This window comes from Mesorhizobium sp. RCAM 06353, from assembly GCF_059683585.1.
This window is the reverse complement of the sequence record NZ_CM185031.1, coordinates 2,665,607-2,690,598: the sequence shown is the minus strand read 5'-3', so window position 1 is coordinate 2,690,598 and position 24,992 is coordinate 2,665,607. Positions and strand designations below refer to the sequence as shown.

Annotated in this window: 17 protein-coding genes and 1 pseudogene; 5 read left to right on the top strand and 13 right to left on the bottom strand. The window is 64.8% G+C overall.

Going from position 1 to position 24,992, the window contains the following annotated elements; genetic code table 11:
• Positions 1–27: 27 nt before the first annotated feature.
• From atzF to AC56QX_RS12640, 8 genes and pseudogenes are all read right to left on the bottom strand, one after another.
• Positions 28–1,887 (bottom strand): allophanate hydrolase, encoded by a 1,860-nt coding sequence (gene atzF / locus AC56QX_RS12675; protein ID WP_497116307.1) that lies wholly within the window; start codon positions 1,885–1,887, stop codon positions 28–30.
• Positions 1,884–2,234, bottom strand: coding sequence for a cupin domain-containing protein (locus AC56QX_RS12670; RefSeq protein ID WP_497116305.1), 351 nt, complete (start codon positions 2,232–2,234; stop codon positions 1,884–1,886). Before AC56QX_RS12670 ends, atzF begins: the two co-directional genes overlap by 4 nt.
• Complete coding sequence (locus AC56QX_RS12665; protein WP_497116303.1) at positions 2,227–2,895, bottom strand: cysteine hydrolase family protein; 669 nt, start codon at positions 2,893–2,895, stop codon at positions 2,227–2,229. The genes AC56QX_RS12670 and AC56QX_RS12665 overlap by 8 nt, the downstream gene beginning before the upstream one ends.
• Positions 2,895–4,418 (bottom strand): ABC transporter ATP-binding protein, encoded by a 1,524-nt coding sequence (locus tag AC56QX_RS12660; protein WP_497116301.1) that lies wholly within the window; start codon positions 4,416–4,418, stop codon positions 2,895–2,897. The genes AC56QX_RS12665 and AC56QX_RS12660 overlap by 1 nt, the downstream gene beginning before the upstream one ends.
• Positions 4,419–4,428: 10 nt before the next feature.
• Positions 4,429–5,148 (bottom strand): biuret amidohydrolase, encoded by a 720-nt coding sequence (gene biuH, locus AC56QX_RS12655; RefSeq protein ID WP_497116299.1) that lies wholly within the window; start codon positions 5,146–5,148, stop codon positions 4,429–4,431.
• Positions 5,149–5,158: 10 nt separating this feature from the next.
• Positions 5,159–6,085, bottom strand: coding sequence for an ABC transporter permease (locus tag AC56QX_RS12650; protein ID WP_497116297.1), 927 nt, complete (start codon positions 6,083–6,085; stop codon positions 5,159–5,161).
• Positions 6,085–7,228, bottom strand: a pseudogene (locus AC56QX_RS12645) (ABC transporter permease). Before AC56QX_RS12645 ends, AC56QX_RS12650 begins: the two are co-directional and overlap by 1 nt.
• A 19-nt stretch (positions 7,229–7,247) precedes the next feature.
• The gene (locus AC56QX_RS12640) at positions 7,248–8,375 is read right to left on the bottom strand and encodes a BMP family ABC transporter substrate-binding protein (RefSeq protein ID WP_497116295.1); all 1,128 of its coding nucleotides are present in this window, start codon (positions 8,373–8,375) and stop codon (positions 7,248–7,250) included.
• Positions 8,376–8,715: 340 nt separating this feature from the next.
• Between AC56QX_RS12640 and AC56QX_RS12635 the strand changes: the two genes are divergently transcribed.
• The 5 genes from AC56QX_RS12635 (at position 8,716) to AC56QX_RS12615 (ending at position 21,770) form a co-directional block, all read left to right on the top strand.
• The gene (locus AC56QX_RS12635) at positions 8,716–9,360 is read left to right on the top strand and encodes a GntR family transcriptional regulator (protein WP_497117741.1); all 645 of its coding nucleotides are present in this window, start codon (positions 8,716–8,718) and stop codon (positions 9,358–9,360) included.
• Positions 9,361–9,587: 227 nt separating this feature from the next.
• Complete coding sequence (locus AC56QX_RS12630) at positions 9,588–18,743, top strand: SDR family NAD(P)-dependent oxidoreductase (RefSeq protein WP_497116293.1); 9,156 nt, start codon at positions 9,588–9,590, stop codon at positions 18,741–18,743.
• A 56-nt stretch (positions 18,744–18,799) separates the two neighbouring features.
• On the top strand, positions 18,800–19,936 hold the full coding sequence (locus AC56QX_RS12625) for an efflux RND transporter periplasmic adaptor subunit (protein WP_497116291.1): 1,137 nt from the start codon (positions 18,800–18,802) through the stop codon (positions 19,934–19,936).
• The gene (locus tag AC56QX_RS12620) at positions 19,933–21,081 is read left to right on the top strand and encodes an ABC transporter permease (protein ID WP_497116290.1); all 1,149 of its coding nucleotides are present in this window, start codon (positions 19,933–19,935) and stop codon (positions 21,079–21,081) included. Before AC56QX_RS12625 ends, AC56QX_RS12620 begins: the two co-directional genes overlap by 4 nt.
• Positions 21,081–21,770 (top strand): ABC transporter ATP-binding protein, encoded by a 690-nt coding sequence (locus tag AC56QX_RS12615; RefSeq protein WP_497116289.1) that lies wholly within the window; start codon positions 21,081–21,083, stop codon positions 21,768–21,770. The genes AC56QX_RS12620 and AC56QX_RS12615 overlap by 1 nt, the downstream gene beginning before the upstream one ends.
• A gap of 15 nt (positions 21,771–21,785) precedes the next feature.
• Here the strand turns inward: AC56QX_RS12615 and AC56QX_RS12610 are convergent, their stop codons facing one another.
• From AC56QX_RS12610 to AC56QX_RS12590, 5 genes are all read right to left on the bottom strand, one after another.
• Positions 21,786–22,343 (bottom strand): DedA family protein, encoded by a 558-nt coding sequence (locus tag AC56QX_RS12610; RefSeq protein ID WP_497116288.1) that lies wholly within the window; start codon positions 22,341–22,343, stop codon positions 21,786–21,788.
• 359 nt (positions 22,344–22,702) lie between these two features.
• Positions 22,703–23,251 (bottom strand): invasion associated locus B family protein, encoded by a 549-nt coding sequence (locus AC56QX_RS12605; RefSeq protein ID WP_497116287.1) that lies wholly within the window; start codon positions 23,249–23,251, stop codon positions 22,703–22,705.
• Entirely contained in the window at positions 23,236–23,697 is a 462-nt protein-coding gene (locus tag AC56QX_RS12600) for a DUF4189 domain-containing protein (protein ID WP_497116286.1), read from the bottom strand. Before AC56QX_RS12600 ends, AC56QX_RS12605 begins: the two co-directional genes overlap by 16 nt.
• A 27-nt stretch (positions 23,698–23,724) precedes the next feature.
• Positions 23,725–24,393, bottom strand: a complete 669-nt coding sequence (locus tag AC56QX_RS12595; protein ID WP_497116285.1) for a hypothetical protein — start codon at positions 24,391–24,393, stop codon at positions 23,725–23,727.
• 13 nt (positions 24,394–24,406) lie between these two features.
• Positions 24,407–24,991, bottom strand: a complete 585-nt coding sequence (locus AC56QX_RS12590; protein ID WP_497116284.1) for an invasion associated locus B family protein — start codon at positions 24,989–24,991, stop codon at positions 24,407–24,409.
• Position 24,992 lies beyond the last annotated feature (1 nt).

Below are 24,992 nucleotides of genomic sequence, written 5' to 3'. Positions count from 1 at the left end.
CAGCTAGCTGCGAAGCCGGAAGGCGCTCTAGGCGGCGGTGATCGGGACGCCGGCGGGCAAGTTCCGCCGCTGATCGTTTTGGTCGGCCATGTCTTTGGCGCGTGCGACAAAGCGGCGCCAGCCGCCGAATGAGGAGATGTCGAGGGCACCGTCCAGGCCAGCGGTTTCGACCAGAAAACCCTTGGCCGGGGTGCCGTCTTCGAGTTCGACCGTGCCGATGCCGAGCGGTGCCGGAATAGCGGCGACGAAACGGCCGAAGGCCTCCGGCTCGAGCCGCCAGATCTCGACCTCGATCCGCGTGCCGCCATCGGCAACCCTGATCAAGCCGGGCTTGGGCACGGACTGGCCGGCCAGCGCATAGAGCTTGTAGGCGGCGGCCGTCCTGGTCGCGCGCAGGAACTGTGCACCGAGCTGGCTGAGCTGGCCGTTGAGCGGCATGCCGGAAAGATGCGCGCCGACCACCACCAGGTCGATCAAACCGTCGCGGGGCGCGACGGCGGTCGGGTGCAGGCTGGGCTGCGGCCAGCCGGTTGCGCCGAGGACAAGGCCGCTCGCCGCATGGATATCGCGAGCAAGAACGGCGGTCAGCCAGTCCCTGCCCGCCATCGCCAGCAAGGTCACGCTCATCGGCAGCCCGTCGTCGCGCTTGCCGGTCGGCACGGCGATGCCGCACATGTCGAGCAGATTGACGAAATTGGTGTATGTGCCGAGCCGGCTGTTGGTCGCTATCGGATCGGCAAGCACGGCGCCCAGGGCATAATGCGTCGGCGCGGTCGGCACGCAGAACAGGTCTACCGAAGCGATGACCGGGGCGAGCTTGGCCTTGTAGGCCTGCAGCGCATAAAGGCCTTTGAAAGCGTCGGCCGCCGACAGGCCGCGCCCGCCGCCAATGATCTTGTGCGTCACCGGATGCATTGCGGCTTCGTTGGCGTCCATGAAGTCGCGGATCGCGGCGTAGCGTTCGGCCACCCAGGCGCCTTCATAGAGCAGATTGGCGGTGGCGTAGAAATCGGCGAAGGGGATTTCCACCAACCGGCAGCCGAGCTTTTCCAGCAGGCCGAGAGCCGTCTCGAAGCCGGCCTGCATCGACGTGTCGCCGAAGAATTGCAGGTCCGCCTTCGCCGGCACACCGACGCTCAGCACCGGCGGGCGCGCGGCAAGCGCCGGCACCTTCACAGCGCGCGAATAGGCATCGGCCGGGTCCTTGGCCGCAACCACGCCGAACACCGCATAGGCATCGTCGACGGTGAGCGCGAACACCGAGACGCAGTCGAGCGTGCGGCAGGCCGGCACGACGCCGGCTGCCGACAGCGCGCCGACGGTCGGCTTCAGCCCGACGATGTTGTTGAGGCCGGCGGGAATGCGGCCGGACCCTGCCGTATCGGTGCCGAGCGCGAAGGAGACGATGCCGCGCGCCGTCGCGACTGCAGACCCAGACGAGGAGCCGCCCGGCACCAGGCTGGCATCGACGGCGTTCCTCGGGATCGGGTAAGGCGTGCGCACGCCGACAAGGCCGGTGGCGAACTGGTCGAGATTGGTCTTGCCGACCACCAGCGCGCCGGCGGCTTTCAGCCGCGCCACCACGGTGGCGTCCTTGTCGGGCACATAGGCATATTCGGCGCAGGCGGCGGTGGTCGGCATGCCGGCGACGTCGATGTTGTCCTTGACCGCGAACGGCACGCCCCATAGCGGCTTGCCCACCGGATCGAACGGTCCGAGCTTTTGCGCCTGCGCCAGCATGTCCGCCTTGCCGGCGAGATGAATGAAGATGCCGGGATCGTTAGCCGCCGTGATGCGGGCATGAACGGCATCGATCATGTCGGCGACAGTGACGCCATTGGCATAGGCCGCATGCAGACTGCCGATGTCGAAGCGGATTTCGCTCATGTGGCCTCTCCCAGAATGCTCACCGGCAGGTCCCACTGGATCAGCACGACGCAACCGTCCTTCGTCCACACCGAATGCTCGGTTCCGACCGGGTTCAGGATGACGCTGCCGGTAGGATAGTCGCCATTCTCGTCGCTCTGCGTGCCCTCGAGCACGACGATGGTTTCCAGCCCGACATGGCGATGGCGCGGCACGCCGGCGCCAGGCCGGTAGTCGAGGATCGCCACCGACGGCTCGACCGGTCCGCCCTTGAGCAGCCAGTGCACGGTGATGCCCTCGCGAAAAGACTCGAACGCCAGATCGCGCCAGCCACCACCGACGAGGCCGGCAAAACTCAGATTAGCCATCGGCAAGTCCCTGCAGCACCTGGTCGGTTGTCGCCGTCCAGCCGACGATGGCGCCCTGCGCACGGATCATGGCGATGGCCGCCGCCTTGAATTCGGGAAAATAGCTTTCCGTCGCGTCCTCGGCGAGCAGGCATTCATAGCCGCGATCATTGGCCTCGCGCATCGTCGTCTGCACGCAGACCTCGGTGGTGACGCCGGCGAAAACCAGTTGCTGGGCGCCGAGCCGCTTCAGCTCGTCACCGAAGCTGGTCGCGTAGAAGGCGCCCTTGCCGGGTTTCTCGATGACGATTTCGCCGGGCAGCGGCTTGAGCTCGTCGAGGATCGCCGTACCCGGCTCGCCGACGATCAGCACCCGGCCCATCGGTCCGACATCGCCGATGCGGATCGACGGATTGCCGCGATCACGCTTGGCCGGCGGCAGGTCCGACAGGTCGGCGCGGTGGCACTCCATCGTGTGGATCACCGGCAGGCCGGCGGCACGGAACCCTTCGATCAATTTCTTCACCGTCGGCACGATCGCCGTGACCCGGCTGACATCGTTGCCGAGGCTGGCGCCGAAGCCACCCGGCTCGGCAAAATCGCGCTGCATGTCGATGACGACCAGCGCCATCGTGTCGGGCTTGAACGCAAAGGCGAAAGGCTGCGCATCGATTTCGGCCATCAGTGATGTCCCGCCATATGCTCGCCGATGGTTTGCACGCTCGCCCCGGCGATCGGCGTCTCGTAGACCAGCGCGCCGTCGGACATGACGAAGATGCGGTCCGACAGTTCCAGCAGTTCGTCGAGGTCCTCCGACATCAGCAGCACGGCGGCACCGGCATTGCGCGCCTTCATGATGCGGGCGCGGATTTCGGCGACAGCGGAGAAGTCGAGTCCGAAGCAGGGATTGGAGACGATCAGCAGGTCGACCTCGCCGGTCAGCTCGCGCGCCAGCACCGCTCGCTGCACATTGCCGCCCGACAGCGAGGCTATGGGCGAGGACAGCGAGGCGGTCTTGACCTTGAACTGCTCGACTAGCCGGGCGCTGAAGGCACGGATAGTGCTGGTGCTGATCCAGCTTACCGGCCGGCCATTGCCGTCCATGTCGAAGGTACGGAAGGAGATGTTTTCGGCCACCGTCATTTTCGGCGCGCAGGCATTCTTCAGCGGCTCTTCGGGAATGAGCCGCACATTGAGCGCGCGCGCCTCGGCCCGCGTCGCCGCATAGGTGGCACCGCGCACCAGCACTTCGCCCGCGTCGCGCGGCCGCTGGCCGGCCAGCACTTCCAGAAACTCCTTCTGGCCGTTGCCGGAAATGCCGGCGATGCCGACGATCTCGCCCGAACGCACGCCGAGATCCTCGATGCGGATCGACTTCAGCCCGGTCCTGTCCGGCGCCTTCAGCGATTTGACCTTGAGCACGATCTCGGCATCGGGTTTCGGCGCCGCACGGCTGTCGAGTGCAGCGATCGGCTGATCGCCGATCATCATCGCCGCCATCGCCTTGTGGTCGAGATCGGCGACGCGGCCGGTTCCCGTCAGCTTGCCCTTGCGCAGCACGCTGACATCGTCGGCGAAGGCCGTGACCTCATGGAATTTGTGCGAGATCATCAGCACGGTCAGGTCGCCCGCCTTGGTCATGTCGCGCACCAGCCCCAGCACCTCCTGCGCCTCGCCGGGCGTCAGCACCGAGGTCGGCTCGTCCAGCACCAGGAAGGAGCGGCCGAGATAGAGCTGCTTGATGATTTCGAGCTTCTGCTTCTCGCCGGCGGCGAGTTCCGCCACCTTGACGTCGAGCGGCAGCTTGAACGGCATGCGCTCCATGAACACGGCAAGCTCGCCACGCTCCTTACGCCAGTCGATGATGCCGGGAACCTTTTCGCGCGAGATGACGAGGTTTTCCGCCCCCGTCAGCGACGGCACCAGCGTAAAATGCTGGTAGACCATGCCGAGCCCGAGCGCGGAGGCGTCGCGCGGACTGGCGATGGCGACCTCGCGGCCATCGACGAGGATGTCGCCGGAGGTCGGGTGATAAAAGCCCATCATGCATTTGACCAGCGTCGACTTGCCGGCGCCGTTCTCGCCGAGCAGCGCGTGGAAGGAGCCCGCCGGCACCTTCACCGACACCGCGTCCAGCGCCGTGAAGCCGCCGAAGCGCATGGTCATGCCGATGGTTTCGACGCCGACCGCTTTCCTGTCGCTCATCGCGGCCTCCTCACGGCAGCTGCGCCACGAGCGCCTTCGAATTCGACACCGTGCCGAAGACGCCGCCCTGCATCTTGATCATCTTGATCGCCGCCAGATGGTTGCCGTAATCGGTCGCCCCGCAGCAATCTTCCAGCATCATGCATTCATAGCCGCGGTCATTGGCCTCGCGCATGGTGGTGTGCACGCAGACATCCGTGGTGATGCCGGTCAGCACGATGTTCTCGATGCCGCGCTGGTTGAGGATCAGCTCCAGATCGGTGGCGCAGAATGAGCCTTTGCCCGGCTTGTCGATGATCGGCTCGCCCTCGATCGGATAGAGGTCGGGGATGATGTCCCAGCCCGGCTCGCCGCGCACCAGGATGCGCCCGCACGGACCGGGGTCGCCGATGCCGGCATTGATGCGGCGCGAGCGCCAGCGCTTGTTGGCCGGCAGGTCGGCGAGATCGGGCCGGTGCCCTTCGCGCGTGTGGATGACGGTGTAGCCCTTGGCCCGCATCGCCGACAGCACCGCCTTGATCGGTTCGATCGGCGCGCGCACCAGCGACAAATCGTAACCCATATGGTCGACATAGCCGCCCGGCCCGCAGAAATCGGTCTGCATGTCGATGATGATCAGAGCCGTGTTGTCGGGTCTGAGGTCACCATTGTAGGGCCACGGATAAGGCTCGGCATCGATCGTGTGCTGGGTGAATTCGGCTCTGGCGTTCACGGGCAAAACTCCAGTCATTTGGTGCCAATCATTTGGTGATCGACAATTCGCCCGGCGCGCCCGCAAGCGAGCGTGTCGGCGACGAGGTGGCGATCATGATGATGAGGGTGAGGATGTAGGGAGCGGCGTAAAACAGATAGTAGCCTTGCGTGACGCCGACCGATTGCAGCGCCGGGCCGAGCGCGCCGGCCCCGCCGAACAGAAGCGCCGCGGCAAAGCAGCCGAGCGGATTCCAGCGCGCGAAGATGACCAGCGCCACCGCCATCAGGCCCTGGCCCGACGAGATGCGTTCGGTCCAGCTGCCGGGATAGTAGAGCGACAGATAGGCACCGCCGACGCCGGCCAGCGCGCCGCCGACACCGGTGGCGGCGAGCCGCACCGTATCGGGGTTGAGGCCCATGGCGCGTGCCGCATCCGAACTGTCGCCGACGACGCGCACGATCAGCCCGGCGCGCGTGTTGCGGAAGGCCCACCACAGGATGACCGACAGTACGGCGCCGATCAGGAACAGCACATTGACGTCGAGTGCCGCCTGCACCTGCGGAATATCGGACCAGCCGCCGAACGGGATGGCCGGCAGATTGGGCGCCTTCGGCTTGATGAAGGGCTTGCCGAAGAAGAATGCGAGGCCCGAGCCGAACAGCATCAGCGCGATGCCGATGGCGATGTCGTTGACCTTGGGGAATTTGCAGATCCAGCCGTGGAACAGGCCGAAGCACAGGCCGGCGAAGGCCGCGGCGAGCAGGCCGAGCCAGGGCGAGTTGGTCATCACCGCCACCGCATAGGCGGTCATGGCGCCAAAGACGAGCGTGCCTTCGAGCCCGAGATTGATACGGCCGGAACGCTCGGTGATCGCCTCGCCCAGCGAGACGAAGATGAAGGGCGTCGACACACGGATGGCGCCGCCCAGTATGGCCAGCGGCACGCCCCAGAGGCCGATCTCGGTCGCATCCATCAGGCAGTCCCCCGCACGAGATCGGGCCGCCTCCAAAGATCGGGATTGAAGGCCTTGAAGCGGCCGTAAAAGGTTTCGCTGAACAGGATGACGATGAAGATCATGCCTTGCAGGACCAGCACGGTGGCGTCGGGCAGGTCCATGCGGCGCTGGATCAGCCCGCCAGAGGCGTCGATGCCGCCGAGCAGGATGGCGACCGGGATGATGGCCAGCGGGTTGTGGCGGGCCAGGAAAGCGACGAGGATGCCGGTGTAGCCATAGCCGGCGGCGAGCGAGGCATTGGCGCTGCCTTGCACGGCGGCGACCTCGAGCATGCCGGCAAGCCCGGCAAAGCCGCCGGCCAGCGCCGTGAAGCCGACGATGAGCGGCCCAACGGCCAGCCCCTGCACCTGTGCGGCCCGCACATTGCCGCCGGCGATGCGCGCGGCGAAGCCCCAGCGGGTCTTTTCGATGAGCACCCAGGACAAGATGCAGGCGACGACACCGACCACCAGGCCCCAATGCACGTCCATGCCCGGTATGTTGCCGATGCGGTAGATGTCCGCCAGCGGCTGCGTCGACGGTTTGTTGAGCGAGGCCGGGTCGCGCAGCGGCCCTTCGACCAGCTGGTTCATCAGCGCGATGGCGATGTAGGCCATCAGCAGGCTGGAGATGGTTTCGTTGACGGCCCGGTAGTGGCGCAGCGCGCCGACGGCACCGATCCAGATGCCGCCGGCGGCCAGTGCCCGCCACGCCCATGGCAAGAATGACAATGAAAGAAGGCGCGCCGCTGAGCGCCACGCCGATGGCAGCGGCGGCGACGCCGCCGAGCACAATGGCGCCCTCGCCGCCGATGACGACGAGGCCAAGCCGCGCCGGCAGCGCTACGCAGAGCGCTGCCAGAAGCAGCGGTGCGGCCCGCGACAGCGAGTTCTGGATGGAGAACCAGGAGCCGAAGCCACCCCGCCACATGGTCTCGTAGAGCAGGATCGGCGACTTGCCGACGAGCGCAATGAACAGGCTGAACAGCGCCATGCCGACGATCAGCGCCGCGAGCGGAATGACGAACGCCTCCGCCCGCCGCGCGATCCATTCCAGTGCCGCCGGATAGAACCTGGCGCTGAAGAGTGCCGGCGCACCGGCTCCTGTCACAGTATCCGTCATCGCCCCGTTCTCCCCCGGATCACGCGGTCGAGCCGACGACGCCCTCGACCAGATAGTCCATGCTCTCGAGTTCGATGGCGGTCTCGACGAAGGCCTGGCCTGCGGTAGCGACGACAACGCCCTTGTTGCTCTTCAACGGACCCTTGATGACGGCGAAGCCGCCCTTCATCATTTCGGCCAAAGTGGCGTCGAACTGCTTGCGCGCGGGCTCGCCAACGGCGGGGCCGAGGGGGCTCATCTTGACGAAGCCGTCGGCCGGGCCGCCACGGGTGAAGTTGGGCAGCGGCGTGCCGGCGACGAGATCGTCGACAAACATCTTGTAGACCTTGGCCCAGTTCCATTCGGCGCCGGTCAAGTATTTTTCAGGCGCCAGCGGGCTCTGGTTGGCGTGGTAGCCGCAGACGAAGGCGCCGCGCCCGGCGGCCGTCTCGACCACGACCTTCGGGCTGTCGACATGGCAGGTAATGATGTCGGCGCCCTGGTCGACCAGCGCGTTGGTGGCTTCCGCTTCCTTGACCGCCAGCGACCACTCGCCGGTGAAGATGACCTGGCAAGTGATGGTCGGGTCGACCGAGCGCGCGCCAAGCAGGAAGGAGTTGATGTTGAGCAGCACCTGCGGGATCGGCTTGGCGGCAACGAAGCCGAGCTTCTTGGTCTTCGAGGTGTGGCCGGCGACGACGCCGTTGAGATACTGGCCCATGCCGATATAGCCGAAATAGGAGCCGGCATTCATCGGATGCTTGGCCTTGTCCCACATGCCGCCGCAATGGCGGAACTGCACGTCGGGGAATTTCGCGCACATGGCCAGCATGTGTGGATCGAAATAGCCGAATGAGGTCGGGAAGATCAGCGAGGCGCCGTCGAGGTTGATCATTGATTCCATGGTCTTCTGGACATCGACCGTCTCCGGCACGTTCTCCTCCTCGACGACGGTGATGCCCTCGATGCCCTTCAGCGTCGCCGCCCCTTCGGCATGCGCCTGGTTGTAGCCATAGTCGTCCTTCGGCCCGACATAGATGAAGCCGACGGTGGCAGCGGCGGCAAAGGCCCTGCTGACGGGAAAGGCCGCGGAGGCAAGCCCGAGCGCCGCTCCGGCGGCGGAGGTCTTGAGCAACTGGCGGCGGCTAAGCATGAATCGGTCGATCATCTCTTATGCTCCCCTGTAGGACCCCTTCCGGGTCGGTTAACGCCTTCTCAATAAAGTGCATGCAATCGCCATGCCAATTCAAAAGAAGAAATTACACTAATAAAATCAACGATAGGCGCAATGGGTCATGCACAAGTGAGAGGCAATTGCATACACTTTTTGCTTTTAAAATAGCCAATTTGACAGGAAGATTAAAACATAGGCATAGAGGGTGCGTCCTGAGTCGGGATCGTGCCGTTTGGCCGCAGGATTTCATGGCTTGGGACGCCGAAGCATGGGAGGTGATCGAGATTTGTCGGCAAAGCGCGGGTTGATCCGGTCGGGCACGACCGTCGATCAGATGGTGCGGGCGATCGGCGACCGCATCGTCACCGGCGTGCTGCGTCCGGGTGAAAAACTCGACGAGGTCTCGCTTGCCGCCCGCTTCGAGGTTTCACGCACGCCGGTGCGCGAGGCGCTCGGCCAGCTCAGCGCCATGGGCCTCGTCGAAAGGCGACCCAACAGGGGCGCCATCGTCGCCGTCGTCACCCAGGAGCACCTCACCTCGATGTTCGAGAGCATGGCCGAGCTGGAAGGCATATGCGCGCGCTTCTGCGCCGAGCGCATGACCGGCAGCGAACGCCGCGCGCTCGAGACCGAGCACCAGGCCTCGGCGCGGCTGGTGCGGCTAGGCGCCGAGGAAGACTATGAATATTTCAACACAGAGTTCCACAGCAGGCTCTATCGCGGCGCCCACAGCACGCACATCCAGGAACTGACCGCGACGACGCGCAGTCGCCTCGCCCCCTTCCGCCGCGCCCAGTTCAGGCTTGCCGGTCGGCTGGCCAAATCCTGGCAGGAGCATGACGCCATCGTCACGGCGATCCTGCGCGGCGATGCCGCTGCCGCAGGCAAGGCCGCCAAGGATCACGTGTCAATCGTCAGCGAAGCGAGCGCGGCGTTTATCGTTGGCGACCAATCGAGAGCCGAGCCACAACACACGTAAGGAGCCTTCCCGAGCGATTTCCGCCTCGTTGATCCGCCAGCCGTGCGATGAGCGCCGCTGCTGGAGCGCTGATGAGCCAATCATGATCCAAAGATGTCACAGCGTCTGAAAATGCATCGTTGACCAGTGTATGAACGGCTTTGACCGCTTGCCAGCCATAGGAAGTGAAACACAAATGTGCCGACGGCCTTGGCAGGCTGCGGCACATGATCTGCGGGGGCAGGTGAATGAATATCCATCGCGGTGACCAGGCCGTCGACGATACCGTTGTGACCCAGCGGCAGGCGGTGGCCGTCATCGGCATCGGTTGCCGCTTTCCCGGAGCGATCCACGACGCGCGGTCATACTGGAAGTTTCTTCTGGAAAAGCAGAGCGGTATCGTCGATATCCCGGCGGATCGCTGGAACATCGACGCCTTCTACGACGCCGACCCGGACGCGCCGGGCAAGATGCGCTCTCGCTGGGGCGGCTTCCTGACCAGCGACGTCTTCGGCTTCGATCCCAGCTTCTTCGACATGTCGCCGCGAGAGGTGACATCGATGGATCCGCAGCAACGCCTGGCGCTGCAGATTGCCTTCGAGGCCGTCCAGGATGCCGATTGCACCCTGGCCGACCTGCAACGCGTGCGCACCGGCGTCTTCGTCGGCATCTCGACCAATGATTTCGCGCAGAACCTGCGCCGCGGGCGCGCCGGCGGCGGCGACATCTTCGCCGGCACCGGCTCGGCCTTCTCCATCGCCGCCAACCGGATTTCGCATCGCTTCAATCTGAAGGGGCCAAGCATTGCCCTCGACACGGCCTGCTCATCGGCACTCGTCGCCATCGATCAGGCCGTCCGTCACCTCAGCATGGGCACCTGCGAGATGGCATTGGCCGGCGGGGTCAATTGCATGCTCGACCCCGGGCCATTTGTCGCCTTCTCCGGCGCCAACATGCTGTCGCCGACCGGCGGCATCTACACATTCGACGAAAGGGCCGATGGCTTCGTTCGCGGCGAAGGCTGCGGCCTCGTCCTCCTGAAGCCGCTGGAGCGTGCCATCGCCGATGGCGACCGGATCTACGGGGTGATCCGTCACTCCATGGTCAATCAGGACGGCTACACACCGACGCTCACGGCGCCCAGCGGCGAAGCCCAGCAGGCAATGCTGGAAGCGCTGACGGAAGGCGCCTCCATCGATCCGGCCGATGTCGACTATGTCGAGGCCCACGGAACCGGCACGCCGGTTGGCGATCCGATCGAGGCGACGGCCATTGGTCGCGTTTTCGGCGTGAACGGCCGATCCAAGCCGCTTCCTGTCGGCTCGTTCAAACCCAATCTCGGCCATCTGGAATCGGCCTCGGGCATCGCCGGTTTCATCAAGGCCCTGCTGACGGTGTCGCATCGCATCGTGCTGCCCAACCGCAATTTCGACCGACCGAACCCCAGCATTCCCTTCGATGCGCTCAACATCACCGTCGCGACAAAGCCGACGCCGATCGACCATCATGAGCGCCCCGCCCTGGCGGTGGTCAACTCGTTCGGCTTCGGCGGCACCAACGCTTCCATTGTCGTGGAAGCATGGGGCGGACTGCCCGCGCGTGCCCTGCGGACGGCAAGGCCGGCCGAAACCAGCCATCCCATCGCCATCCCGATTTCGGCAGGAAGCGCGACGGGATTGCAGCTATGGGCGGAGCGCCTGGCGGATGCGCTCGACGACGAAGGTTCATTGGCGGATACACCGATCGATGACCTGGCGACCCATCTGCGCCAGGCGCGCGACAATTTCACTCAACGCGCGGCACTGATCGTCGAACCCGAGCATGCCGCGGTGCGGACGCAATTGCGCAACCTCGCCACGGGCGCTATCGAGCAGAACCCCGCCGGCCCGACCGTCATCACCGGCCGTGCCTCCAGTCGGCGCCTGGCGATCGCCTTCTCCGGCCAGGGCGGCCAATGGTGGGCGATGGCCCGGCGCTTGCTGAAGGAAGACCCCGCGTTTCGCCGCACTGCCGACATGTTCGACGAGGTGCTGCGACCGATGGTCGGATGGTCGACCGTGGAGGAAATGCTACGGGACGAGACAAGGACCCGCATCAACGATGCCGATGTGACCCAGGCATCCATCTTCGCCACGCAGATTTCGCTCTACGACCGCTGGACGAAGAAGGGGGTCCGCCCCGAGCTACTGATCGGGCACAGCTTCGGCGAGGTCGCGGCGACCTACGTGTCGGGTGTCATCGATATCGAGACCGCGGCCCGCATCATCGCCAAGCGCGGTCTCATCCCGCTGAAGAGCGACCGGCGCGGCGCCATGGCCACAATCGGGCTGACGGTCGAGCAGCTCGCGCCCTTCCTGCCCAATGACGACAGCGTCGTCATCGCCGCCTATAACGGCCCGATCGCGCAGACCATTGCCGGCATGGAAGACGCGGTTGTTGGCGTGTTGGCCAAGGTCGCGGAGACCTATCCCGACGCAACGGCACGCCGCATGACCATGGATTTCGGCTGGCACAGCGCGCATCTGGAAGATTGCAAGGAATGGTTCCTCGGCGAGCTCGGCCCGGTTGCCTGGAAGGAAGGCAAGCTTCCGATCATCTCGACGGTGACAGGCATATTCGAAACGAAATTCGACGCCGATTATTGGTGGGCCAATCTGCGCCAGCCGGTCAGTTTCACCAAGGCGCTGGACTTCACTCTGGACTACGGCATCAACGCGTTCCTGGAAATCGGCCCGCACCGCACGTTGACGCCGCTCATCCGCGGCATTGCGCAGGAACGCGGGGCGGACGTCCTTGCCATCAATTCGCTCGATCGCGCCGCCGACGATTTCTGGACGCTGGCACGCGCCGAGGGCCATCTGCATGTCTCCGGGGTCGAGCTCGAGCGGCCGAAATCATCCGCCGGCCCGGTAACGGCGCCGCGGCTGCCGTGGAACAACCAGCGTCTGCTGAACACGTCCGAGGAGACAAGGAACTTCCTGTTCGAAGCGCCCCGGCATCCTTTGCTCGGATGGCGCGACTTCATGGCCGGACCATCGTGGACCAACGAGATCACGCTGCGGGGCTTCAAATTCCTGGCCGACCATCGCGTTGGCGGCGACTGCCTGTTTCCGGCCGTCGGCTACATCGAAATCATGGGCGCGGCGCTGCGCGACCATTTCGGTTGCGCAGCGGTGGAACTGCGCGATTTCAAGCTGCATGAGGCGCTTTCCATCGCCGACGATGACGTCATCCTGTTTTCAACCACGTTTGATCCGGTCGCCGGCAGGCTGCGCGTCTCGACGCTTCACAGGGGTTCGGAAGACGGCTGGAGAACACGTGCCGAAGCCTATGGTTTCGGCCATCAGTACGAGCTTGCGCCCGCCCCCGACGATCTTCTCCAGGATCGGCCAATCCTGACCGACAAGAACGAGTTCTATCGCCTCGTCGAGCGGCATGGACTCGACTATGGCCCGACCTTTCAGTCGCTGGATGGTCTTCACGTCGACGGCGACCGGGTCATCGCCAAGCTGAAGGCTCGGGATGCCGAATTGTCGAAGCGCTATTTCGCGTTTCCCGGATTGCTCGATGCCGTGCTGCAGGCCGGTATCGGCCTCTCTTCCCGTCGCGATGGCCTGTGGATCCCTGGTGAGCCGCTGCCGCCTGCCGAGGAGGACAAGACCCCCTATCAGCTGCGGCTGCCGACAGGGGCGCGCAAGATCTTGCTAGGGTCGGCGATGACGGCTGATGTCGTCGTCGATATCCAGCCGAGCTTCGAACCGGACACGATGCGCTTCAGCGTGTTTTCGGCGGACGGGCAGCCGCTGATCGTCATCGACGATCTGCAGACCAAGGCACTCGGCAGGATCAGGAGCACGAACCAGGCCAGCGGTTCGGGCTCCAGCGTCTTCGAGGAGCATTTCATCAGGCAGGAGCCAAAACCCGCGACCACGCCTCTGCGCTGCCCGCGATGGCTTGTGGTCGGCAATGGACGGCAGCGCCTTGAAGGAGCGCTGGCGGAACTGGCCAGGCTTGGGGCGACGGTCGAAATGGCCGACCCGGCCCCATTCCTCGATCTCGATGCTGACAAAGCCTTGGCGGCGATCCAGGCTTTCATCGGCGCATCGCATGGCAATGCAGGCATCCTGTTCAGTGCGGCCGTCATCGAGCCCCTTGATGAGATGGCGGATGGCACACAGCTGCTGGCCGCCATCACGCCTGTGGTCCATCAGCTGATCACGCTGGCAAAGGTCTTCAACCGGCTGTCGGCCGCGCCCGGCCCGAGGCCGGAACTGGTTGTCGTGACGTCGGCGAGCCGGCTCGTCGCGGGCGACGGGCCGATGCCGCTTTCGGGCCTGTGCGAGAGCGCGTTGATCGGCGTTGCCCGCACCATGGCCAATGAGTGCAAAGGCTTCAGCATCCGCCTTGTCGATGTGGACGAAAGCGCGCTGCTGTTGGGGACGGCGGTTTGCGACGTGCTGCTGGAAGAGACAGCGGAAACCGAATTCGTACTGCGCGGTGCCGAGCATTATGTCCCGCGCCTGGAACAGCTGGCCTTGCAGGAGCTGGCGCCGTCATCACGGACACTGGACGTGAGGCGCGACGCGTCGAATTTCACTGTGACCATGACCCGGCCCGGAACCATCGACAACATCGTGCTGCGCGAGACGGCCGAACCGGAGTTGGGCTCCGACGAGGCACTGGTGGAAATTGCCGCGGTCGGCCTGAATTTCCGCGACATCATGGCGGCGACCAGCATCCTGCCGGACGAGCTCGAGAACGGCGAGGCGTACTGGCGAAATCTCGGCCTGGAGTTTTCCGGCACCGTCCGCAAGGTCGGCGCCGGCGTGACAAATCTCCGGCCTGGCGATCGCATCACGGGCATGGGCAAGGGTTACCTCAGGCGTTTCGCCAGGGTTCGGGCAGACTATGTCATGCGCGTGCCCGACGGGCTCGATCTGATCGACGCCGCGACCTTGCCGACGGCTTTCCTCACCGCCCACTATGCGCTCGACCATGTCGGCAGGCTGGCAAAGGGCGAGACCGCACTGATCCATCTCGCTTCGGGCGGTGTCGGGCTCGCCGCCATTCAGGTCGCGCGGGATCGGGGCGCGAGGGTCTTCGGCACCGCGGGCAGCGACATCAAGCGCGCCTTCCTCAAGGAATTGGGCGTGGATGAAGTCATGAACTCGCGCGCGCTCGATTTCGCTGACGAGGTCCGGGCATCGACCCATGGCCGCGGCGTCGACGTGGTGCTGAACGCGCTGTCGGGCAGCGGCATCGACAAGAGCCTCGAGTGCCTGGCGCCGTTCGGCCGCATGGTCGAAATCGGCAAGCGCGACCTCGCCGACGACAAGCCCATCGGCCTTCGCTCGCTCTATCGCAACAACGCCTATTCGGTCATCGACCTCTCGACGCTTCCTCTCGAGAAGCCTGATCTCTTCAAGCAACTGCTTCTGGAGGTGGAGGCAAAGGTCGCCGCCGGAACCTACAGGCCGCTGCAAGCCACACGCTTCCCGGCGTCGCGGGCGGCGGAAGCCATGCGCATGCTGTCCAGGGCGCAGCATATCGGCAAGGTGGTCGTCACATTCGACGAACCGGCGATCGACGTCGAACTCGACCTGCAGCGCAAATTCGATGTCTCGGCCCAAGGCGCCTATCTGGTCACCGGCGGCCTCAAGGGTTTTGGCGTTGCCATCGCCGACTGGCTCAGCAGATCGGGTGCGGGCACCCTTATCCTCGCCAACCGCAGCGGCGTCCCCGACGCCGAAGCGGCCGAGGCCATCAAGAGTATGGAACAGCGCGGCACGAGGATCGTTCGCGCAGCACTCGACGTCAGCGATGCCGCGGCCGTCGACAGGTTGATCGGCGAACATGCAAGGGCAGAGCATCCGCTGCGCGGCATCGTGCATGGCGCCGCCGTCATCGAGGATGCCTTCGTCTCGCAACTCGATGCAGGCAAGATAGACCGCGTGCTCAGGCCAAAGATTGCCGGCGGCTGGAACCTGCATGTCGCGACCGTCAAGCACGGCCTCAATCTGGATTTCCTGGCAAATTTCTCTTCGATCGCGCAGGTGATCGGTTCGGCAGGCCAGGCCAACTACACCGCGGCCAACTCCGTCCTCAACGCCATCGCCAGCTATCGCAGGGGCCGCAACTTGCCCGGCTCCTCGGCTGCCTGGGGCATGATCGCCGGCAGCGGGTTCGTTGCCCGATCGGAAGCGATGACCAACTATCTCGACAGCGTCGGCATCAAGCCGGTGCAGGATTCGGAGGCGGCCGCGGCCCTCGCCTATCTGTTGCGCGCCAGGTCCGAAAATCTTGGCTTTGCCAACCTCAACTGGGCGGCGATCGCGCGCACAAACCCCGGGGCGGCGACAAATCCGAGGATCTCGCAATTGCTGGGCGAGCGCACGGGCGGCCGTTCACGCATTCAAGCCGAGCTGATCGCGGCGCCACGCGACGCATGGAACGATCTGCTCGCGGACATGATCCGGCGCGAAGTGGCGAAAGTGCTGAAGGTCGAGGCCTCTGCACTGGCCGACGACCGCAAGCTCAGCGAACTCGGGCTGGATTCGCTGTCATCCTTCGAGCTGAAGAACCGCGTCGAGGCCCAGGTCGAGGTCGATATCCCCGTCGCCAAGTTCCTGCAGGCGCCGACCATCGCCGGACTGTCGCGTCTTGTCGCCTCGGCATTCGAGGCCAAGCTAAAGGCCGCCCTGCAGCTCTCGGCCGCGCAGGCGAAATCGGAGGGTGCCGTTGCCCAGGAGGCGTTCCGTCCCCTGGGCCGGCAGGTCCATGCGATCATGCTCGACGTCAGGCCCATGTCTTCGGCCATCGCCAAGGCGGACAACCAGATTTTCGCCGAGGCCAAGGTAGATCCAGGCGTTTCGCTGGAAGCGCTGTCGGCACAGCTGGCTCGCTCGGCCGAGGACAACGATGCGCTTCGCATGCGAGGCTCGATCTCGCCAACCGGCGTGGTCGAGATCGCTTTCGATGCCCCGCCGGCCTTGGAACCGCTGTTGCCGGGTAACCGCCTGGGCGACATTGCGCTGCCTGGTCCATTGTGGCGCGCCGGCGTATCGCCACGCCCGGACGGAGGTCACGATCTGCAGGTGCGGGCACATCGCGCGGCCGCCGACGCCTCGTCGGTCCATTTCCTGTTGTCGCTGTTTCTGCGAAACGACGGCGAGGCGACCGAAACAGGCCACAGCTTCGCCGATCATTCGCGCACCGCACAGGCCGAGCCGGGATCGGCCAGACATGGCCGCGACCTCGCCTACTGGAAGGAAATCCTCCACAACGCGCCCGCCATCGCGCCAATCCCCGGACGCCGCCGGGCGGCAGCACCCGCCGGCATGGGATCGAACAGAGGCAAGGTCGGGATCCTGGAAGCCACACTTGCGAAGGACGCATTCGCCGCGCTGTCGGGCACGCTAAGCGCCGCCCTGCTGGCCGCTTACGCCAAGGCGCTGGCCAACTATTTCTCCGTCGATGCGATCATCCTGGACAGACAGTTCAGCGAGCGCGGAGACGGAGCGCCCGATGGACTGATTGGCCCGCTCGACGGCTCCTATCCGATCGTGCTGCGAACCTCCGATCAAGCCCGCCCAGATCTGCTCAAACAGATCGAACGCGCCGACACCAACGGCCGCGCGCATCGCCTGATGGACACGGCGTCGCTGGAACTGGCGTTTGAGGAGGATTTGCGCCTGCGCCATGTCGCGCTGCGCCAGTTCGGCTTCGCTTGTGTCGAGCAAGACCAGACCGGGCAAGGGGCTTCCCTTGGCCTCGATGCGGTCCCGGTCAGCACGCACGAGATCCAACTCGGCGTGGCGGTTCGCGATGCCGACATCCTGATCCGGCTGAGCGTCGATCTCGAAATTGTTGACGAGACGACGGCACGGCTACTGCTGGCCGCGTGTCTGGATGAGCTTGGCGCGCAGATCGGGATTCCCGGACAGCCTCGGGCAGACACGACGCGCTGGAGCGTCCGCGACTGGTCCGGCGGCCAGTCGCTGGCCATGCCGGCCAGGAGCTCGCCGCTCGACGGCGTGCCCAATGTCGAACGCGAAATCGCGGTGACCAGCACGCAAAGGGCGTTGCTGCAATTCCAGGAGCATCCGGACGCGACCCACTATGCGCGCATCGCTTTCACCATCAGCAAGGAGCTCAAGATCCGGCCGCAGATGGACACCAGCCGCCTCAAGCGTGCGATCGAAAGGATCATGGAGCGCCACGAGGTGATGCGCACCCGCTTCTTCCAGAAGGGGGCCGGGTACGGCGCCTATCTGGAAAGGCGACCCACGGAGTTTTTCTCGGTCGAGGAAGTCGCCGACGAGGCTGAGGCCATGCGGCGCGCGAGAGAGCTGGCGCAGGAAAGCATCGACATCCGGGCGCCGATGTTCCGCATAACAATCCTGCGCTTTGGCGCCGAGAGCGACATCATCGTTGCCAAGGCCCACCATCTCGTCCTCGACGGCTATTCGCTGGGGCTTATCCTGGAAGAATCCGTCAAGGCCTATCTCGATCTGCCGCTGGACCCTGTCGAGATGGGCATCGACCAGTTCATCCGCGATTTCGACCATGTCGGAAGGCCCGGCTCGTTCGAACAACGCGACGCTTTCCTGCGCAAGGTGTTTGCCGAGCCCTTGCCAGAAATTCCGAACCTTGGCCGCAAGGCGAAGGGGCAGCGGCCGAACGTCAATCTCGTCGATTGCAGCCTCGGCGCGGAAGTGTCGCTTTCGATCCCCCGCCATCAGCAGGAGATCTTGCGCAAGCGGGCCAAGGCCGCCGGCACGACGGAAACGGCGATGGTCATCGCCGCCTTCGCTCAGATGATCGCCACACGCGGCGCCGTCGACGACATGATCCTGCAGATCCCCGCCGCCTTGCGCCACGACCGGCGGCTGGAGAACTACGTCAATTTCGTCGCCTCTGACATGCCCGTGCGCGTACGGCCCTTTGAGTTCAAGACGCTGGAGTCGCTGGCCGCGGCACTCGGAGAACAGATCGACGAGGCAACGCAATTCGCCCCATTCATGGATTCGAATTATTTTGGCGAAATCCATGACGACGTCGTCGCCAAGGGATCGTACACCGCGCTCTTCGTCGTCGGCAGCCGCACCGTCGACAAATGGACGCGCGCGACCCAGTCGGCGCCCCTGCAGCGCTCCAACGCTACCGGCGAGCTCGATCTCGGCATGTTCAAGGTGACGCCGCTGCCCGACATGCGCCGGGAAAGACCGTGCATCAGCGAAATGGATTTTCGCAGCTTCCCGACCGGCGATGGCCTTGGCCTGGCCTTGACATTCGACAGGCTGGGCTATGACCATGCCGAGGCCGAGGAAATTCTGCGGGAGATCGCCGAGCGGCTGCTGGCCGGGCAATCGGCCGTCGAGCCCATCGAGCAGGCGGCGGTCTGATGTCGCGTCACTTGAGGAATAGCAGGGGCCGGCACAGCCGGAGCGGGTAAGGGCACGTGGTTCGCTTAATCTCAACCTTGCTTGTCGTCCTGGCGGCGGTAGGCCTCTTTTCGGGATGGTATATCTGGCCTGCGGATGTCGAATCCTATGTCGCCAGGCAGCGCCTGATCGCGCGTGAGATCGCCGGGCCGGGACTGCTCGGCGCGACCAACCAGGTGGTGGTGACGGCGCGCATCCAGGCCTTCCTGGCGGACGTGCGCGTCGACCAGAATGACGAGGTCAAGAGCGGCCAGATCCTTGCCACTCTCAATGCCACCGATCTCGAATTCCAGCTTGCCGCGGCGGTCGCCAACGACCGCGCGGCGGCGGAGACGGTGCATGAGTCCGAACTCGAGCGCGACCGTCTGGCCATCGCCGCCGCCACGGCCATGGCGGATCTCGAACGCAGGAGAACCCTGCTCGAACGCAAGTCGATCTCCCAGTCCGAATTCGACCTTGTCGAAAGCACCCAGAAGCAGGCCGAGGCCGAACTGGCGCGGGCAACCGTCACCATCGAGCGCTCGAAAGCCCAGTCGGCGGCGGCGTCGGCCGAGGTCGAGCAATTGCGCAGCCGCCTCGCCGAGACCTCCATCCGCTCCCCCGTCGACGGCGTGGTGGTTTCGCGCAGCCGCACGGTGGGCGACCTGCTCTCGCCCGGCGTCGAACTGATGCAGATCGTCGATCCGAAGTCGTTGCTGGTTTTTGCCAGGTTCGACGAATCCGCCATGGCATCGCTGCGCCCCGGCCAGGTGGCGAAGGTCGCGTTCTCATCCAATCCGCAGCGCGCCTACACCGCCTCGATCGTGCGCATTGGCCGGCAGGTCGATCAGGAGACACGCGAATTCACGGTCGACCTGAAACTGGACGAAGTGCCCGCGACCTGGGCCGTGGGGCAGCGGGCAAGTGTCGTCATCCAAGCTGAATCGCCCTCCCCCGGCATCGCCATTCCCCAACGCTTCCTGGCGCGGGATCAGGGCCGGGTCGGCCTGTGGATTTCGCACAATGGGCGAGCCTATTGGGCGCCGGTTTCGCTGGGCTACTCCAGCGGCACCGATATCGAGATCACGCGCGGCCTCGATGTCGGCGATGTCGTGCTGGGCCCGATCGGCCGCTTCCAGTACCAGGCGGTCACGATAAGGGCAGCCGGCGAGTGAACCTCGCGATCAGAGATATCAGGCACAACCTGTTGCGGTTCGTCCTTACCGTTTTCGGTGTCGGTCTGCTGATGGCGGCGACGATCGGCATGCTCGGCATGTATCGCGGCATCGTCTATGAAGCCCTTGTCGTCATCGACGGCATCGGCGCCGACCTCTGGGTGGTCGAAGGCGGCAAGTCCGGTCCGTTCGCCGAATCCTCCGCCGTTCCGGCCAACCTCGATCGCCGCGTCGCCGGCGTCGCCGGCGTGGCGGGCACGCGACGGTTCATCCAGTACAACCAGCAATTCCAGTTCGATGGCTTGCCTCTGCGGATGTCGATCACAGGTGTCGACTTTCCCAGCGACAGCGGCAGCTGGATACCGTTGATCGCCGGCCGCTACTTCCAGTCGAACCGCTACGAGGCGATCGCCGACAAGACGCTGGGCCTCGTCGTCGGCGACGAGATCCGGCTTGCGCGCGATACCTACACGATCGTCGGCGTGGCGACGGGCCAGGTCGACATGGGGGGCGACGGCCTGCTCTTCGTCACCATCGCCGACGCCCAGGTGATCAATCAGCTCCTGCCCAGCGAGGCGATCCTGCTCAACCGCGCAGCCAAGGGCAAAACCCGCATGGGTCTCGGCGACGACACCGGAAGTGTTGCCGCCGTCATCGTCGAAACGCTGCCTGGCGCCGACAAGGAAGTCGTCCGCGACACGATCAAGCGCTGGGGCGATGTCGAGGTGCTGACAAGGCAGGACCAGGAGACGCTGCTGCTGGACGGCCGCCTCGGCAAACTCCGGGTCCAGATCCTGGCCTTCACGACGATGACACTGCTCATCTGCTGCGCCGTCATCGCGCTGACCATCTACACGATGACGATCGAGAAGGTCGCACAAATCGCGCTGCTGAAGCTGATCGGGGCGCGCGACCGGGTGATCATCGGCATGATCGCGCAGCAGGCGGGGCTGATCGGCTTTTGCGGCCTGGTCCTGGCCATCGCGATCTCGTTCACGATCTATCCGAGGTTCCCGAGAACCGTCCTGATCACCGAATCCGATCTTGGCGTGCTGTCGGCGGTGTTGATGGCGCTCAGCCTTGCAGCGAGCTGGTTTGCCATCCGCCGGGCGCTCGCGGTCCGCGCCCAGGAGGTGCTGGCCTGATGTCGAAGCGACGCCTGGCCGCCTTGGAGGTGCGCAACGCCAGCAAGGTCTATGACAGCGGCGGCTCGCAGGTCACGGCGCTCGCCGCCGGCTCGCTGACGCTCAGCCCCGGAGCCGTCACCGGCATTGTCGGGCCGAGCGGCTCGGGCAAGACGACGCTGCTGATGATCGCCGGCCTGCTGGAGACGCCGACCACCGGAGAGGTCCTGTTCGACGGCAAGGTGATTTCCCGGCCCGGCGCAAAGCTGAACGAGTTGCGGGCCTTCAGGCGCACCCATCTCGGCTTTGTCTTCCAGAAGGCGAATTTGATCCCCTTCCTCACCGCCGCCGAGAATGTCGCCATCGCCATGCAGGTCAATGATGTCGGCCGCCAAAAGGCGCAGGAACGTGCCGGCCGACTGCTTGCCGCGCTCGGCATGGGACATCGCGGATCCAACTATCCGTCCCAGCTTTCCGGCGGCGAGCAGCAGCGTGTATCGATTGCCAGGGCGCTCGCCAACGACCCCACCGTCATCCTGGCCGATGAACCCACGGCCGCATTGGATGGCCAGCGGGCGGAAATGGTGATGAAGGTCTTCCGCCATCTGGCAGACAGCCGCGAGGTCGCGATCTGCGTCGTCACCCATGATACCAGGTGGATCAGCTATTTCGACTCGACGCTGGAGCTCGAAGATGGGCGCGCACGGTAGAATCCCGCTCTGCTCCTATACGTTTCGCAACCGCCCGATGACCCATGCCGTCAGCACCACGGTTGCCAGCATGGATGCGTAGAAGATGCCGCCGTCGATCCTTTGCCAGGCCGAGCCAAAGCACCAGCCGAGGGCCGCGAAAACGGCAATTTTCGGCAGCGTGCCCAACAGATTGTAGCCAAGGAAAGCGGCGTACGGCATCCGCGCGGCGCCGGCCGCCACCAATATCGGCAGACCCGCCACATGGGTGAGTTTGCCAAACAGAAGCGTCCGTCCGCCCTTTTCCTCGAAATGGCCGATCAGCGTTTCGATCCGGTCATGGGTCAGTCCAAGCCACGCCCTGAGACGGTCCGGCATGAGCTGGTTCAAATGCCTCCCCAGGAGATAGTAGAGGGTGTCGCCCACAAGGTCGCCCAAAATGGCCACCACCAGCACCAGCCTGATGTCGAACAGTCCCTGCTGAGCCAGCCACGCGGCAACGACAGTCACGATCGGGCCTTCGACGACCGCGAGAGGAAAGAGCAGCAGCAAGCCGTGTGCGGCGATGAATGCCGGCAACGCGCTGCCCACCATCAGAGGGAATCTCGGTTTCGAGCGTCGTGCCTGGTGATGATCCCTGCCATTTGAACCCGCGATCGAGAATCGTGCGCCGGATTCGAATAGCGCCTGGCAAGAGGTGGGCCGTCAACAACTCAATGTCGATCGGCACTGTACATCTGTTCGCGAAGTGCGTTTACTCGCCCAATATGACCCCGGATGCCACGATTTGCGCCGTGCGCTCGGTCAGTTTTCCGCATTTCACAAGCGTGGGTTTGACGTAGGTCTTCTTCATCATCACGATCCGCTGGCAATGGCACCGGACTAAACGACCTCGGCACGCCAACGTTCCATGGGACCGGCGGCGGCTGGCTTCGAAGGCAGCCGCCCTTCCTTCACCGTGCGCTCAACGCCACCATGCGGTCGAGCGCCGCGGTCAGGCCGTGCAGCGACACCGGGAATGTCAGCGGCGTCTCTGCGTCTGTCGTGACATTGAGCTTCATCACCTCGCCTCCCCTCAGCTTTCCAAGCACCGACCGGTCAATGGAAAACACCGCGATGCAACCCGTTGGCAGGCAGGTCCTGAAGCGCTGCGGGGACAAGGGCGGCTGATCGTCGATCTGGAGCGCTACGCCGGAATCGAGCAGGATGCCGAAGGGCAGAAGCAAGGTAGCCATCGTCGACCCGTCCGCGCGTCTCTGTATCTCCACGGCAAGCAGCCTTTGGCCGTTCTTCTGGACCTGGTCCTGCGAAAGCGAGCAGACCCTCGCATTCTCCTGGACGGAGCAAGCCACGCTCCAGTCCTGATAGACTTCGCGCAGCGATGACGGCCCGTCTGGAACAGCCGCCACCTGTTGCTGCGCCGCTGCCGGCAACATCAACGAGAATACGATCGCCCCGCAAGCGAAGGCGGCCTTGAGGCTACGCTTCATGTGCAGACCCATTCGCGGACCTTGCATTTCTCTCCCGACGCCTGGCAGGCCTGCAAAGCGAGGTCTTCGGCTTCCCGGCGGGTCTCGGCCGAGTTCACGCCCCAGGGCGTGAAACGGTTCTCGACCTTGTCGGCCACGGCGAGCGCACCGCAGTGCTTGTAGGGAAAGCCGGTCTCGTCGTCATCGTTCCAATGGCGATGGTTGCGGAAGACGGTGACGACGTTGCAGGCCTTTCCGCCGGCATTCTCGCAATATTTCTGCGCGATGTCCTTCGCCTCTTGCCGCTTGTCGGCGCCCCAGAAGAAGCCGTATTTGCTATCGGCCTGCGAATAGGCGATGGCCGCCCAGATGCCTTTTTCCTCCTGCTGCGGCTCCGACGGCGCCACCAGGTCGGCCGAGACGACTTGTCCGCTCCACAACAACGTCAAACCCAAAACTGCCAAAGCCTGCAATCTCATGGTCGGCTCCCCTTTCCAATTCGCGTCCTACTTCGCCGCCGAAGCGACGGAGATCACCACACAGCTTTTGCCCGTCGGCAGGAGAAGGGCCTCACCGGCGTTGCCGCCGAGTTCGTACACCTCGACCTGGCCAAGATGGTCGGTGATCTTGCTGCCCTGCGGAAGGATGGACGGGATGTCGGCGCATGGGCTGGCGAATGGCGCCACCCGCACCATCGCCCCCTCGCAACCCGAGGCGGTGGGCGATGCGAAAACGACGCCGGCGGCCGGCCCGCTATAGCGTTCCGTCGCATAGTCCATGCCGACGAAGGCCTGGACGGCATGCTTGTCGGCGGCCTGGTCGTTCCACAGCGATTTGACGCTGTATTTCGTGCCGGTCGTCAAAATCTGTCCAAGCACCGGATAGACGGTCGAACAGGCTTGCACCCCGGCCTGCTTGACATGCTCAAGGAAAGGCGTGTCCGGAAGCGCCGGGTTGGTCGCCTCAGGCTGCGCGGCCGTCGCGCTGCCGACCAGATTGGCGATCGCGGCATAGTTCCCGGCAGCGAAGCCAAGGCCCGCCACCACCACCCCCAACAGTGAAAATCCGACGACGCGCGGCCAGCGCCGCCGCTTGGGTTCGACCAGCCTTTGCCGATCCGCCTCGACGGTCGGACTGCTGCGTTTTGCGGATATGAACTGGTCCTGCTGGCTCATTATGCTGCCCCGGTTATTTGACTGGCGAAAGGGCTTCCGTCAGCCCCTTGAGTGTTGCTGCGGTCACGGTGATCGTCTTGCCGTCGACGGTCGGGTAGGAGATTGCCGGCGTCGCTTTCTGCGAGATCTGCTGGCGCATGACCGGCCCGACCGGCAACATGCCGACACAGACCATTTCGTTGCAGCCGTTCAGGTGAACGTCGATCGCCTGGCCCAGCCCGTCGAACTTCAGCGACACCAGCCCATCGCTCCTGGCGTTCGGCGCGGTGCGAACGATCATGTAGGGTTTGCCGTCCTGCGTGGCGGCAAGCGACCAGCTGAAGGCCATCTTGCCCGACCCGTCCTCGATCACCTGCGAGACATTGCAGACCTTCTTGCGGGCCTTCAGGTTCTCGTCGCAGATCAGCGTCCAGTTCTCGAACGGACGGATGGTGCGCTGATAGGTTCCCAGTTTCACGTCGGGCGGCAGCACCACATCCGAAGGCTTGATCCTGTAAGGCGCGGAAACCTGCCCTGCAGCCGGGGCGGAAACCTGCCCGGCAGCCGGCGCGAGGCCGCCGCAGAGCGCCAGGCAAGTCAGTGCGACAAGTCCTTTCATT